Annotated in this window: 15 protein-coding genes; 3 read left to right on the plus strand and 12 right to left on the minus strand. The window is 33.7% G+C overall.

Annotated elements, in window-relative coordinates; translation table 11 throughout:
• Window positions 1–43 precede the first annotated feature (43 nt).
• From SLH48_RS13640 to SLH48_RS13660, 5 genes are all read right to left on the minus strand, one after another.
• The gene (locus SLH48_RS13640; protein ID WP_214481276.1) at window positions 44–949 is read right to left on the minus strand and encodes a chemotaxis protein; all 906 of its coding nucleotides are present in this window, start codon (window positions 947–949) and stop codon (window positions 44–46) included.
• 629 nt (window positions 950–1578) lie between these two features.
• A complete protein-coding gene (locus SLH48_RS13645) occupies window positions 1579–2154 on the minus strand; it encodes a hypothetical protein (RefSeq protein ID WP_320258637.1) in 576 nt (191 codons plus the stop codon).
• A gap of 152 nt (window positions 2155–2306) precedes the next feature.
• On the minus strand, window positions 2307–2675 hold the full coding sequence (locus SLH48_RS13650) for a nuclear transport factor 2 family protein (RefSeq protein WP_320258638.1): 369 nt from the start codon (window positions 2673–2675) through the stop codon (window positions 2307–2309).
• A 229-nt stretch (window positions 2676–2904) separates the two neighbouring features.
• The gene (locus SLH48_RS13655; protein WP_320258735.1) at window positions 2905–3897 is read right to left on the minus strand and encodes an NAD(P)-dependent alcohol dehydrogenase; all 993 of its coding nucleotides are present in this window, start codon (window positions 3895–3897) and stop codon (window positions 2905–2907) included.
• 421 nt (window positions 3898–4318) lie between these two features.
• Entirely contained in the window at window positions 4319–4993 is a 675-nt protein-coding gene (locus tag SLH48_RS13660; protein WP_320258639.1) for a DUF4386 domain-containing protein, read from the minus strand.
• 654 nt (window positions 4994–5647) lie between these two features.
• On the opposite strand from SLH48_RS13660, the gene SLH48_RS13665 reads away from it, so the two are divergent.
• Complete coding sequence (locus SLH48_RS13665; protein WP_214481280.1) at window positions 5648–5851, plus strand: hypothetical protein; 204 nt, start codon at window positions 5648–5650, stop codon at window positions 5849–5851.
• A 217-nt stretch (window positions 5852–6068) separates the two neighbouring features.
• Here SLH48_RS13665 and SLH48_RS13670 read toward each other — a convergent pair whose 3' ends face one another.
• Window positions 6069–6566 (minus strand): DinB family protein, encoded by a 498-nt coding sequence (locus SLH48_RS13670; RefSeq protein WP_320258640.1) that lies wholly within the window; start codon window positions 6564–6566, stop codon window positions 6069–6071.
• Between the two features lie 383 nt (window positions 6567–6949).
• Here SLH48_RS13670 and SLH48_RS13675 point away from each other — a divergent pair, with 383 nt between their 5' ends.
• The gene (locus tag SLH48_RS13675; protein ID WP_214481282.1) at window positions 6950–7099 is read left to right on the plus strand and encodes a YjcZ family sporulation protein; all 150 of its coding nucleotides are present in this window, start codon (window positions 6950–6952) and stop codon (window positions 7097–7099) included.
• Between the two features lie 100 nt (window positions 7100–7199).
• Here SLH48_RS13675 and ald read toward each other — a convergent pair whose 3' ends face one another.
• The 3 genes from ald to SLH48_RS13690 all read right to left on the minus strand — a co-directional run bounded on the left by ald (window position 7200) and on the right by SLH48_RS13690 (window position 10201).
• Window positions 7200–8330, minus strand: a complete 1131-nt coding sequence (gene ald / locus SLH48_RS13680) for an alanine dehydrogenase (protein ID WP_320258641.1) — start codon at window positions 8328–8330, stop codon at window positions 7200–7202.
• 216 nt (window positions 8331–8546) lie between these two features.
• Complete coding sequence (locus SLH48_RS13685; protein ID WP_214481284.1) at window positions 8547–9905, minus strand: aspartate aminotransferase family protein; 1359 nt, start codon at window positions 9903–9905, stop codon at window positions 8547–8549.
• Between the two features lie 59 nt (window positions 9906–9964).
• Window positions 9965–10201, minus strand: a complete 237-nt coding sequence (locus tag SLH48_RS13690; RefSeq protein WP_320258642.1) for a hypothetical protein — start codon at window positions 10199–10201, stop codon at window positions 9965–9967.
• A gap of 306 nt (window positions 10202–10507) precedes the next feature.
• On the opposite strand from SLH48_RS13690, the gene SLH48_RS13695 reads away from it, so the two are divergent.
• A complete protein-coding gene (locus tag SLH48_RS13695; RefSeq protein WP_320258643.1) occupies window positions 10508–11656 on the plus strand; it encodes an aminotransferase A in 1149 nt (382 codons plus the stop codon).
• A 446-nt stretch (window positions 11657–12102) separates the two neighbouring features.
• Here the strand turns inward: SLH48_RS13695 and SLH48_RS13700 are convergent, their stop codons facing one another.
• The 3 genes from SLH48_RS13700 to SLH48_RS13710 all read right to left on the minus strand — a co-directional run bounded on the left by SLH48_RS13700 (window position 12103) and on the right by SLH48_RS13710 (window position 14810).
• Entirely contained in the window at window positions 12103–12999 is an 897-nt protein-coding gene (locus SLH48_RS13700) for a hypothetical protein (RefSeq protein WP_320258644.1), read from the minus strand.
• 463 nt (window positions 13000–13462) lie between these two features.
• Entirely contained in the window at window positions 13463–13864 is a 402-nt protein-coding gene (locus SLH48_RS13705) for an acyl-CoA thioesterase (RefSeq protein ID WP_214481288.1), read from the minus strand.
• Between the two features lie 163 nt (window positions 13865–14027).
• Entirely contained in the window at window positions 14028–14810 is a 783-nt protein-coding gene (locus tag SLH48_RS13710) for a GH25 family lysozyme (protein ID WP_320258645.1), read from the minus strand.
• Between the last annotated feature and the right edge of the window lie 246 nt (window positions 14811–15056).

The raw sequence follows: 15056 nt of genomic DNA on the forward strand, positions 1-15056 counted from the left end.
TACCCAACTTTCGACTTATAATAACTATATTATTACCTAATTTTTATTTTATTAACTCATCTATTAAATGTACTAATTGGTCAATTTCCGGTTTACTTACTTGCCCTTCTGCACCTACCATTTGCCCTTTGTGTCGAAGGTCGTCCGTTATTAAAGAAGAAAAAATGACTACTGGTAATTTTGATAACTTCTTATCCTCTTTAATGCGTCTAGTAAAATGATGACCATCCATTTGAGGCATTTCTATGTCAGTTATCACGAGTTGTACTACCTCTGTAATCTCTTTTCCTGCATTAATTGTCTGTTCCAAGTAAGCTAATGCTTCTTTACCATTTTCAAAAAACTCAAGGTTACTGAAGCCTGCTTCTTTTAACGTATCTTCTAACTGTTTCCTTAATAAAGGTGAATCTTCAGCGATGACCAGTCTTTTAGATGATCTCTCTCGTTTACCTAACTTCTTCACTTTATTCACATTCACACCCGAATCTGGATTAATGTCAACAACAATCTTTTCAAAATCAAGCAACAACAACATGTCACTCTCCATTTTTACTACACCAATAATTTGACTTTCTAAACCTTGGTACATATCTGAAGGCTTTTCAATTTTATCCCAAGAAATTCGATGAATCTGTGTCACAGTATGAACGTGAAACACAATTTTTTGTTGATTAAATTCAGCAACGATAAACTTATCAAGTTTTGGATTATTCGACTTAGAAAACCCAAGTGCCTTAGCAACATCTACAACTGGAAGAACCTCCCCACGCAACTCAATAATACCTTCTACGTTTGGGTGTACATGTGGTACTTCTGTAACTACAACTGGATTAATAATCTCTTTAACTTTTATAACATTGATGCCAAATTTATTGTTACCAATACCGAATTCTACTATTTCTAGTTCATTTGTACCACTTTCAAGTAATATACCATTTTTTGTAGCCATTAAAATGATCCCCCTCTTCTACACTAACTAATTCTCTATTTTCACTTTACTATTATTATAATAATAAATAAAGAAAAAGGTTGCCCTATTTTACATCCAAACTACTATTCTATTTTTCAGTAGTTAAACTATACATACTGTGGCATGCATTGTAGTAAAATCTTTCTATTAGTTTTTCGGTACGTCAACTAATAGTAATGAAAAATGATTATTCTAAAATATGTCCTCACCGTAAACTCTCCTTCTTAACTAAAGCTCCATTTCAAAATATTTAACTTAGTAGCTAATTAACTACATCATTCGAATTTCATCGAGCATAATTATTGATGAATGACGTTATTTCATTTCACTATCAGTTTCTTATTAATACAAAAAATCCCGGTTCCTTATCATTGAGATATGACAAGGAACCAGGCGTATTTAGTCTACTACAACAAGACATTGATATTATATCAGCCATCAGCTACCATTCTTTCTCCAACTCCTTTACAACTTTCACCATTGCTTTGAAATGCATTTTATATGGTAGTCAACTGTCATCATTTGAAATTCGTAAAATATGACAATATAATTTATAATATTCCCATCCATCATTTTGTCAGTTGGTCAGAAATGTAACAAAGGGCAAACTAAGAATCCAACTCATTATCTACTACGTTAATGACACTTTCTACAATTTCGAATGCTACTTCTTGTACAAACTCTTCACTCAAATTAAATGTAAAAGAATAAGCAGCCTCTTCATAATTTAACGCTACAAATAAAAATTCATTCTTATCATTCTTTTTTTCTACATATTCAATCGTTTTTCCATTCAAAACCATTGTTTTTCCGTTTGAAAAGGATATTCCTCCGTCTTCAATGTAAGTATATTCCAATACAGTTTTTCCTTCATATACTCCATATAAAAATTTGGAATTTGTTTCTTTCTCATAAGCTTGTATCACTGCGGGATCACTAAAGTCCTCTATGATTTCTCCTCTTTCTTCAGCATATACTATAGTTAATTTTTTACTATTACCTATTGGTGGCATTTGTATGATAGCAAATACCATTGGATAGTTTTCAAATTCTGGAATTACTACTCCTTCACCTAATTCATCAAAAACTTGCTCACTAATATCCGGTTCACCAATCGTTTTTGATGAACAAGAAACAAGAATAAACAGTGAGATTATAAAAAATGTCATTTTATGAATTTTCATTATAACCCCTCCATATAAATCCTCTATTTGTATGAATTATATGTCGTTCCTCTGTAATTTAAGATGCTTTCGATTGAATTATTGTTTTTCATTCCAAGAACGCTCTTCTTTCTCATGAAGTACTAACAAAGAGGTGTGACTTTTTAGTTCAATCAAAGACTACTTAAATGTTCGTGGATTAACTTCCAGTCGTCATAATCATTATTTTTGACAAAGATATTTGTTGCTCGCCCACTTCCTGTAACAAATTTGCCATTATAATACCCTTCATAATGATATGTATATATACAAGAGGCAGTTTTTTGATCTACTGTAATCCACTCTACATCCTTTGCTGCATATACCTCGTCTTTGATTGTATGCCACGCATTTTCGAAATAACTTTGAATTTCTTCTAAATTTACACAAGACTTGTCTGTAAACCAATAAACGGCATTTTCATGAAGAACTTTTTTCACATTGTTGAAATCATGAGAATTTGTCGCTTCTATATACTTTTGTAAGGCTTGTTGATAATTCATTACTTTCTCCTTTACAAATTATTAATTCTATTCTTTTTATTACTAAATTATGGATTTTTTTCATTATAGTCATTATTACAAAACTTTAATTCAAAAGGAAGTAATATGTAATTGTAACAGTTAAAAAAGGCTCTTTTCTTCTCTAAAGACTATAAAATCATATAATACAATTCAATTGCTAATGTAAGTGAAACAAGCAACAAAGTTTAAGAAAAGAGCCTTAAAAAATTTACATAGTAATAACTACAAACCCCTTTTTTTGTCCGGATTCAACATACCTGTGAGCATCATCAGTCTGTTCCAAGGGAAAGGATCTATCAATGACCGATATGATCTTCCCCTTCTCAATAAGCTCCTTTAGGAAATGTAAATCTTCAGCCTTCTCTGTAGACAATGCACAGATTACTTTCTTACTGCTGAACATTGAAGTCCACAGCATTTCATACAGCTGTTTTATCTTAAAGCTGGCTAAAAGATAATAGCCATTTTGCTTTAGTGAGCCTTTACATCTTTGAAACGAACTCTTGCCTAATATGTCAAAAATAAGATCGTATGTTTCACCGTTTTTCGTAAAATCATCAGTTGTGTAATCAATGACATTGTCAGCTCCCAGAGCCTTCACATATTCTACTCTCGAAGTACTACATACTCCAGTAACTTCTGCACCAAAGTATTTTGCAATCTGTACTGCGGCTGAACCTATACTCCCAGACGCGCCATTTATAAGTACTTTTTGTCCACTACGAACTTCTACTTTTCGAAGTAAATTCAATGCCGTCATTGCCCCATAAGGGACGACAGTGGCTTCCTCAAAACTCATATTCGTTGGTTTTGTGGCTAATATCCCTTTTTCAGTTAGACAAATATACTCTGCATAAGCACCCATATTTTGACCGAGATATCCAAAAACCTCATCTCCTAATTTAAATGATTTGACATCTTTTCCTACTAATTCAATTTGCCCAGCAAACTCACTTCCTAGAATATTTATCTTTGGCTTCCGAAATCCGAAGTAAAATTTAGAAAGTGCCCAGAAAAGCAACGGCATGTTAAATTTACTAGGAGAAATTTCATTAAAATTTCGAGCCACTAAATCTCCATAATTTATAGAAGTTGCATTTACTCTAATCAATACTTCATTGTCCTTTGGCATTGGCTTTTTCACATCTTTTAGTTCCAAGACTTCAGGTGAACCATAATTCTCACATACTATCGCTTTTATCCTAATCTCCTCCTTTAATATATTAAAAGAATAATAATCTATAATTAACTTCAAATCAGAGTAAGCTATTAATAAAAAGTGTGCCATGTTGCTGTAAATGCACACTCCGCAATACTCTTTCGTTAACTTTGACTTTTTACATATTAATTGTTGCATTTCGTAATTAGCACACGATTAGTACCTTTTCACCTCTAAAGGCTAGAATCATCATCAGCAGTTATTCAATAGTAAGTGCAAAAAAGTTTCACGAACAGAGGCTAATCCTAACAACATTAAGTTCTATTATTCTCTTATTAAGTAAATTTAGAATATGGTCAAGGTGTTAATAAAATGACAACAGAATCGTCTAATTTCTATTTAATGAATTACTTAGAGAAACACATTTTAAACAAGATGCTCATATTTTAACTCATTTATAATATTAGTCTTCAACTATTGGATTGAAACCTTTCATTATCAAATAAACAGCCAGAACCAATTCAAATATAGCTGTTGGTGTATTCATAATAAAGTAAATTGGTGTTATTAATTTAATTACATCAAACATCAATAGAAATGTTACTACCAGTGTTAAATTACAGCCAATAAAACCCCAAATTGATAGCCATTTAGGAAAAAGATTCATTCGAAAAGAACAAAAATATAGAATTAAACCACCTAAACTCCACGGCAGTATCATTCCAATATGATTCATCCCATCTCTAAATAATCGAAGCAATTCTCCAATAGTTTTGAAATAGGATAGATCTGGCTGACTTTCTATCATAAAACGTTCACTTATGAATAACAGTAACATCAGAGAAACTATTCCAATAAAAAGAAATGCTGCTCCAATAATTCTGAATCCGAAATACGCAAGAGCTATTCCTTCATTATATTTCTTGATTATTGGATATATTAAAACAGCCACACAAACATATACAGTGGCCATAGTAAATTGAAAAAATATAGCCACAAGAACTTGCACTTTGATTGATGATAATTTAATTAGGTAATCCGATTGCTCTAGAGCTGGAACTGTTGAGAACATACCTGAAACTAATCCTAATATTAATAAAACACCGAATATTAAGCCTTTTTTTCTGTAAGAACTCATTGTTCATACCTCCTCAGCGTGTTGCTTTATCTACTTTATATTCCATTACAATATTAAAATATTGCTAAACACATACAATGTGTTCCACCAGAGCTAATGGAACCTCTATAATGACTGTCTCTTTGGCATGACTACTTAGATGCCACTCAGTTAACTTATTTGTAAGATTGTAACTATATTACTTCTATAAATTGTAATTTCATAGACACTTTAGTGTTGTTTTCACATATACAAAACTGTTTTATCCTACAAGTCATGAAAACACACCTATATTAAATACTCTTTTTACAAGGCTGTTTTCAAATAGTTTGTAGCTTATTATTAATAAATAATCACGAATATCACTAGATTTCGTGCCGTCTTTTCTTCTTTAATAACGACAACTTAATCTTCTAGTCTAGGGACCGTAACAACAAATTTTATGAAGTGAGCCATTATAATGGAAGCGCTATACTATGACATTGATTCATATTAAAAATACAAATGGTGAACATCATTTCTAATTAGAAAAAAGTTTGATATAAATTGAGGATTATTTGTGAACACTTTCACATTTCTATAGACATTTGAAATCACTCGGAATAAAATGTAGGTGAATTTAAAAATCACGATAAATGATCACATAAATTAGCATGTAAAAAGGGGAAGATTTATATGAAGGGTACAGCCATTTTATTCAAAGAGACTCGACCTGTAACAATATTAGAAGACGTTGATAAATCAATATACCATGAAATAAAAAAACAGTGTGGATGTCAACAATGTAATTGCTCTATTGACAATAAAAATGTAGAATTTGGCCAAGTGTCACCTGTTATGTGGCATGAGGAAGAAGTTGATTGGGATTATGGATATTAAGTAAAACCCTCTTTGTACACGTTGGCACTATGGCTTTCAAATTTAAACAGCTAATTCTCACCATTTTCAAGAAGAGAAGTTGCTACAAACGCTAGTTATGTTTCATTTCTTAGTACGAAATTTTAAAGAAAGAAACCTTAGTTACTTATAAAAAATTTAGTTATCGCTCCAGTGTACTATAATAGGCATACTGGAGCTTGCATTATGTGTATTCATTTTATGCCGGATAACCTCCACCAGGCGGGGGCCATGCGCCAAGTAATCGTCGAATTAAAATAATTTCGCCTAAATGATATGTATTATGTGAAGCGATATTACGTAATGAGCTTACTGGCGTTTCAGTAGGCCAATTTTGTAATGGCTCATCTAGTCGTATCTTTCGTGTTATTTCACATGCTTTATCAATGCCATTTAAAAAATGTTCTACAAGCTTTATCCATTCTTCGTTACTAGATGGGGATTTATCCTGTGGCCAAGTATCCATTGCATTCTTAGGTAGGTCACGGTTTCCACCTTGAAGAAATTCTAAGAAAAAATCCTGCCAATACGACATATGACCTAGAAGTTGATAAATTGTATATGGTAAACCTTCGATGCTTTCCCCTGCAAGTTGCCCATCAATATCAGATAGCGCTCTGTTAATAGGGATATGCCCACGCTCCCCCTTCAATGATTGTATAAGAGTTTTAGAAAATTCTTCGTTTACTGTCGACAACGTAAACAACCCTTTCTTGATTTATATTTTCACCGATCATAATACTAACAGCATACGATACTATATTCAAATAAGGCTGTTTTCACATAGATTGTTGTTTATCGTATTACAAAATAAACATGTAAACAACTTGATCGCGTCGTATCCTTTCCTCAAATAAACGATGACTGTTACGTAAAACGATATCTTCATCTTCTAATTTACGTAAATTAGCTGTAAATTTCACGAAAAGAGCTTAATACAAAAAAGTGAAAGTTTGTACACTCATACGGTTTCCAACCCAAACAATAAATTGTACGTTTTAATCATGCACATTCGTACAGACAAAATTATAAATATGTCATAGACATATATAGAGAATGAGAAAGTGGGGTGATTTATTAATGTGTAACTACGGTGTAGCTGGCGCTGGCTATCCTGGATACGGCTACGGTCCAGGAGTAGGAGGAGCCTTTGGATCTACGTTTGCGTTAATTGTTGTACTATTTATTCTGTTGATTATCGTACTTGGAGCATTTTGTTTAACATATTAGTTAATCAATTTCCATTGAGTATTATCATACCTTTTCCTTTTCATTTCACTTTTCAACAACGTGGAATAGGGAGGTTACCACGTGATTACCTCCCTCTTTTTTATACTTTTTGACCTTCATTTAATGCCGTATTTACTTCTCTGTATGAAAGACTATGTGCATCAGCGACTTCTTTATACGTAATAAACCCTCCAGCAGCGTTGACGCCTTTTAACAGAGCTGGACAGTCCAGGCATGCATTTTTATAGCCTTTACTTGCAATATTGACAGCATATGGTATCGTGACATTTGTTAAAGCGATTGTAGATGTTCTAGGCACCGCCCCAGGCATATTTCCTACAGCATAATGCACTACACCATGTGTTACATAGGTTGGGTCCTTATGTGTAGTAACCCTATCTGTCGTTTCAAATATACCCCCTTGATCGATTGCTACATCAACGATCACAGACCTCTCTTCCATCATCCTAACCATTTCCGACGATACAAGCTTTGGTGCCTTTGCCCCTGGTATGAGCACTGCTCCTATAACTAAATCCGAATCTAATACTGCTTGCCCAATTGTATACGGATCAGACATAAGTGTTTGAATTGAGGTTCCAAAAATGTCATCTAGCTCCCTCAGCCTATTAGGATTAACATCAATAATTGACACATTTGCCCCAAGCCCTATTGCTATTTTTGCGGCATTGGTGCCAACTACTCCACCACCTATAATCGTGACCTTTCCTCTTTTCACCCCGGGCACTCCTCCAAGTAGTACCCCTTTACCGCCTTTAGATTTTTCTAGAAACTGTGCGCCAATTTGTGTGGACATTCTCCCTGCAACTTCACTCATTGGAGTTAATAAAGGTAAAGTCTTGTCTTGCATTTGAACTGTTTCATATGCTATAGCGACTACTTTTTTCTCGGCGAGTGCTTCTGTTAGCTCCCGATTTGTTGCTAAATGCAAATAAGTAAATATAATTAATCCCTCATAAAAGTAATGATATTCTTCTGTTAAAGGCTCTTTAACTTTCATCACCATATCACATTCCCAAGCTGTTTTTGCAGATTCAATAATTTCTGCACCAGCTTCAATATACAATTCATCAAAAAAACCAGATTGTAGGCCAGCACCACTTTCAATAAAAACTTTATGTCCAGCTCGCGTTAAATGTAGTACGCCAGCTGGTGTAAGCGCTACTCTACTTTCACTTGTTTTAATTTCTTTTGGAATGCCAACTCTCATCTTATCACCATCCTTTCGACCATACTTATTTGTTGTGAGATCATTCAAGTTCCCTTTAACAATACTTATCGAATATAACTGTCAAGATTGAGCTGTTCAAAGCAATGTTTAAACAGCCCTTATAATAGATTTAAAATTTTGGATTTAAAACATTAATGTATGTAGAAGAAGTATTGTTACTACTCTGTATAAATGACACAGCTACCATTCGTTTTACTAGCAGATTTCATATAACGCTTGGGTAACAACTTTAATTAATAAATTCACATCTTCATCATTAATTGTTAAAGGTGGTGAAATTGTCAAAACATTGTTATACCCTGAAACAGTCATCCCATTTTTCCCGATGATTACCCCATGATTTTTACAAACCTCAATTACTTTATTTACTTTGTCAATAGCTAATGGTTGTTTTGAGGCTTTATCGATAACTAATTCTATTCCAATTAGCAGTCCCTTCCCTCGTATATTTCCCACGTAGGGATGATCTTCAAGCCTATCATCAAACTCTTCTAATATAGTTGAACCTAGTCTTTTTGATCGCTCAAAGAGCTGTTCCTGCTCCATAATTTCAATATTTTTCATTGCAAGTGCACAAGCTGCAGGGTTACCACCAAAAGTATTGACATGACGGAAAAAATCATATTGCTCTGAACCATTAAACGAATCATAAATATTTTTTCGAACAGCTGTTGCTGCTAAAGGTAGATAAGCACTCGTAATTCCTTTTGCCATTGTAATAATGTCCGGTTTAACATCATAATTCATGTATCCAAATGGCTCTCCAGTTCGCCCAAAACCGCAAATGACTTCGTCTGAGATAAGGAGGGCACCATGTTTTTCACATACTTTTTTTACACCTTTCATATACCCATCTGGGGGCATTAAAATACCACCACCCGTAATGATCGGTTCCATGATTACAGCAGCAATCGTCTCGCTTAACTCCCATGTCATCACGTTATCAATCGCTTTAACAGATGCTATATCAACCGGGTCTTTTACAGTAGTGTCTTCTTCAGACCTGTAAGCATCAGGTGGGGCAACATGAATAAAGCCTGATGCAAGCGGTTCATATTTATATTTCCTTTGTGCCTGACCTGTAGCAGCTAACGAACCAAAGGTATTTCCATGATAACCTCTATAACGAGATATAATTTTGTATCGATGGTGATCACCACGTTGTTGATGATATTGTCTGACAATTTTGAATGCGGTTTCATTCGCTTCGGAACCACTATTTGAAAAAAAGAAAACATAGTCATCGCCCAACAAGTTAGTGAGCTTTTCAGCTAAATGAATAGCTGGTATATGACTTTGAGTAAGTGGGACATATGGACATTCCAATAATTGGTCATATGCAGCTTCAGCAAGTTCTTTACGACCATACCCTACATTTACACACCATAGTCCAGACATTGCATCTAAATATTTATTCCCGTTTATATCAGTTATCCAAGATCCTTTTGCTTGACTTATTACCATCGTCGATTTAGGGTCATATGGTTTCATGGAGTGCCAGACATAATGGTCATCCTTCATCATCATATCCTTTGCAGTAATTTCTCGTTCCATATACCTCCCGCCTTTCAATGAATTAATGGTTGCAGCAAACAATCAATGCTGACATAAATCTATTTGCTATTAATAGGGAAATAGGATTGAATTTCCTTCACCATATTAGTAAATTGAGTCTGGTCTCGAAAATCTTCAGGGTGCCAATTTTCAACAATCCACCTCACTAGCTCCACTGGACTATTAAAAATTTCACCACTAGAATCCGCTTTACGAATCATATACCTCCCATTGTCTTCGTCAATTGTCACTTCACAAGGTAAGGCACTCCCTTTACAACTAAGTTCATACTCCATGTTTTCTTCCTCCCTTTTTTACTAAGGCTTGAATTCGTCGTTAACGTGATGACTGTTGCATAAAACCTCCTATCGCAGTTTTAATGCAGTGACAATAACAAAGGTACGAAAGAAGCCTTTCTATAAAATGTTCTATTACTTTATCACAGTATTTTAGAGAAACTTGTAAAAATTCGACGTTTTTTAAATCATTTCTTTCGAATGATTTCATCTTTTTTGGACAAATGCAGTCATTATTTATATACTAATCTTAATCTTTTTATATGAGACAGCTTTTAAATTTTGTTCGGAAGGATGTAAGTTAACATGGAACACCTTATTAATTCACGTGTAAAAAATATTGAAATATCTGGCATACGAAAATTTTTTAACTTTGTTGCAGATTTTGAAGACGTAATATCTTTAACAATCGGCCAACCTGACTTTCATACACCAAGCCATATTAAAGACGCAGGTATTGAATCTATAACAAACAACTATACTACATACACTCCTAATGCAGGTGATCTAGCATTACGAAGAGCAGCATCAGCTTTTGTATTGGAGAAATACAGTTTGCAATATTATCCAGAAAGTGAAGTCATTGTTACGATAGGTGCAAGTCAGGCAATAGATATCGCTTTTAGAACGATTTTAGAGGAAGGTACAGAGGTCATACTTCCTGGTCCAGTTTACCCAGGTTACGAACCAATCATAAAACTTTGTGGTGCAAAGGCTATTCATGTTGATACAACAGCGAGTGATTTTAAACTGACGGCAAAATTGATCGAAGAACATATTACTGAGAAAACACGTTGTATTGTATTACCTTACCCTTCAAATCCAACAGGAGTTACTCTCACACCTGATGAGTTAGAGGAGATCGCGGCATTATTAAAAGATAAAAATATTTTTGTACTATCAGATGAGATTTATAGTGAACTTGTGTTCATAGGAAGACATCATTCAATTGCAAGCTATTTACCGAATAAAACGATAGTCATTAATGGGCTAAGTAAATCACACTCAATGACCGGGTGGCGTATTGGTTTTTTATTTGCTCCGTCGTTCCTAGTTAAACATATTTTAAAAGTCCATCAATATAACGTTTCTTGCGCATCTTCTATTTCCCAAAAAGCTGCTTATGAAGCACTCACTAATGGTAAAAATGATGCTATTTCAATGAAAGATACATATCGACAAAGATTGGAGTATGTCGAAAGTCGACTAGAAAAAATTGGGCTCCCAGTTACTAAACCTACGGGTGCATTTTATATATTTCCATCCATTAAACAGTTCAAGTTAACATCCTATGAGTTTGCAATAAAGTTAGTGAAGGAAGCAAGGGTAGCAGTCGTTCCTGGAAGTGCTTTTTCCTCTTATGGAGAAGATTATATTCGTCTATCATACGCATATTCTATGGAAACTTTAACAGAGGGTTTAAATCGTATAGAACGTTTTGTTTTAAACTATTAAGATAGTAAACCTTTTTCTAGGCACCAGAAGTTAAAGATAAACGAAAGTTGCTTTTTATAGATTGAGTTTATATTTGTCTGTTATATCACACATTATATAATAATAATGATCAAGTACATCACTAATATTTAGAGGTGTACTTTATTATTTAGACCTCTAACCGGATGGATTTGTTATAACAGTAATATAGTATTACTTTTTATAAGAAAGTAATTTCTAGAAACATGCTACTATATAAGGAATGTGAGAATGAGGAGAAAGTATACATTAATAGGTAGCCGAAATCCTAGGAAAATACGATGAAAAAACGCATTCAATACAACGCCATGGAACAACTAGTACGATCTATTTTGATTGGTTTCTTTATTCTAGATCAACATGTCATTTGAATACCCATTGACATGACAAACTTCAGCACACAAAAATCAAGGTAAGATTTTTTATCTCTATCTCTTGACGTTAAATAGATAATCAGTAACTTGAGTACCTCGATAGCTTCTTTGTGTTATATTTCCTTGTGCATCTCGTTCCTCACCTGTTTTTTCCAACGCATAAGCTGAAAAATAATAACCTTCAACAGGTAATTGATTGTCCTCTAATAAGTCTATTTCACCATTTAATATGATGAAATGAGTACGATTTTCTATAGCATAATTGACCCGCTCCCCTGAACTTTGAATACCATATGAAGAAAAGTCACCCTTAGCGTAAGTTATATCTCTAATATCAAGTACATTGAGATTTTCAAAGAAATGGGCACTTTCAATTATTCGATTGTAATCTACCCATGTATCAAGTTGACTGTGCGTTATTCGATACCTCACTTTATCAAAGTCATATCGAATATTATAAAGATTATAGCTATTGCCTTTCTGTTCGAAGAACTGCCAGCTAAAAGCTGTAATTCTTCCATCTTTAACATAGTCTAATTCAAAATTCTTAAGCCTTAAATTGAGTTCCTCTAATTCTAATTTTTCCTTAATCAGCTCATATTCGTCTTGAAAGTTAATTGTATATACTGAACCAAGTTCATGCTCAATAAATAATGGGCGGCTTTGCCATTCATTAATAGCATATGGTAAAATCCAATGGACAATGATAAAAGTAATAACACCAAATACTGCTGCCATTCGCTTGACTTCTACATTTAAAGCTGGTCTAAAGAATAATATATACAATATAAACCCAAGAGGAAGTGTGATTTGATTGAAACTAAAAGCAAAGGATCCTAATATAAAATATCCTACTACTTTTAAGGGAAAATACGATTCTTCTTCATCTTTTTTCCATACTAAATACAAGCAACAAACAATTAATAAAACATTGTAAACATTTGTTACCATTATTACCCCCCATTTACTCATAAACGGAATTAGTCATCGAAAAATAAACTGAACAAAGCAATTCTCTATAAAATATATTCCTTTTTCATAATGTTATTTCAAATAACTGTATAAGAATAGGAGATGCTCGATTGCTAGGACAGGTTGTTGAAGCTTACGGCACTTCCTAATAAAATCGAAATTTTTACTAAAACGAATTTGCTGTCTAACAATCAATTTTTTATTAGTAAGGTCAAATTGTCATTCAATTGTGTGAAAATGTATTTCATTCCATTTGCCATTAAAGTACATATTATACATATGAACTCTTACTCCACGTTGATAAAAAAAGGATAAATAGAGCAACTTAATATATTGCCTACCATCCTTCGTTTAATTATTCTTTATAATGTCTAACAATAAAGAGATATATTTTTTTAATGTTCCTAACACTTTTAATAGAACATCTAGCCGTTTCTTTTTTTTAAACTACCAATTCTTTTTCTAGTTCCAACCTTAATTGATCCGGAATAACCTCGCTTTGCTGTGTTTCAAAATTGAAATAGACAATCACAGCTTCCCCTTTTGCGATATGTTGATTGGAATGAGCATCAACAATTAAATGCTCTATTTTAAAGCTTTTTGTACCTACGTGCGATACTCTTGACAAAATTCTTAATTGCTGGTCAAAAAAAGCTTGATTAATAAAATCACATTTTATTGAAACTACAACATATTTCCAATCTTTAATATCACAATGTGGATCAAATTGCTTAAAATATTCAACCCTAGCTTCCTCTAAGTAAATAAAATAACTAGTGTTATTGACATGTCCTAATGCGTCTGTTTCAGAAAAGCGTACTTTCACGTTACATTCATGCATCATTTCATCATCCCTTCTACAACCTCTGCTTCATTCGTCTATATTCTATTTCTACATAGTATAGCTATATACCTTTTTTCTTTTAGCTTTCTATCAACTTAAATCTCAAAAATCAATAGGCATATGTTTAGTAGATTCTTGCTAGTTATTTTACAAATAACGATTGTTATTCTAATAGCTTTAATCGATCTAGAACTGTGGCTAGCTGTGCTCTCGTTACATGTTCGTTCACTCTGAAGTTTCCTTCGCTGTTAGCTGTAAGAACTCCTTTATTCATCGCTTTGCGGATCGAGTTCTCTGCCCAATGTCCTTCATAGTCTTTTTTTTCAACAGGCTCTTCATCCTCACCGATAAACCATGCTAACGACTTGCTCCCATTCAAAGTGTTTAAGTCAAGATTACCGTTGTACCATGATACTTTTCCCTTGCTAGTGTATTGCCAAATTTCACAAGGATAGTCTGGTTTCTTTTGCTGGGTACCGTCGTTGCTACCGTATCGAGGAAGCCATAGGAAATCTGCGTTCACTTTATCCATACCGAAAGGTTTATAAAGGTGATGACCCGTGTACAATCCTACTTTCCAACCACTTGCTTTACACACGTCAATAAATGCTTGAGTAGCAGGTTTCATCTGTGCAACGGTGGGCGTTGTTTTTTCCTCAACATCGACCACTAAAAACTTGGCAGCTGGATCAATTCTATTAAGGAAATCACGTGCTTCTACAATTGCGTCGTTTTCACTGACAAACCTAGCGTATGCATAATGAGCAAATGGAATACCATATTTTTTACAGTTATGCACATGTTTGACGTATTCACGATCAATAACAGTAGAACCATATTGCACTCTAATAATCATTAACGCTACTTCTTCAGCAGCCTTTGCCCAATTAATATTACTAGTGATTTGGTGGTGTGATACATCCACGATAAGTGTTTTGTTCATCATTTATCGACTCCTTATTTCACTATATGCAGCTAAATCATGTGTGCTTGTACATAATCCCCATATAATTGAAATAATTCGCATAGTTAAAAAAGTCGAATCCAAAATGAATCAGGATCCGACTTTCATCTATACAAGTACGCATACAAAGCTAGCAAAACGCTTTAGTAGAATTATGCTTATTAATCCACTTTTTGTAAACACTGTTGAATTGCAGCTCTTGAATTAATGTTACACGATTGCCTTAAT

It is taken from the genome of Cytobacillus sp. IB215316, assembly GCF_033963865.1.
In the GTDB taxonomy this organism is placed as follows: Bacteria; Bacillota; Bacilli; order Bacillales; family SM2101; genus Nanhaiella; species Nanhaiella sioensis.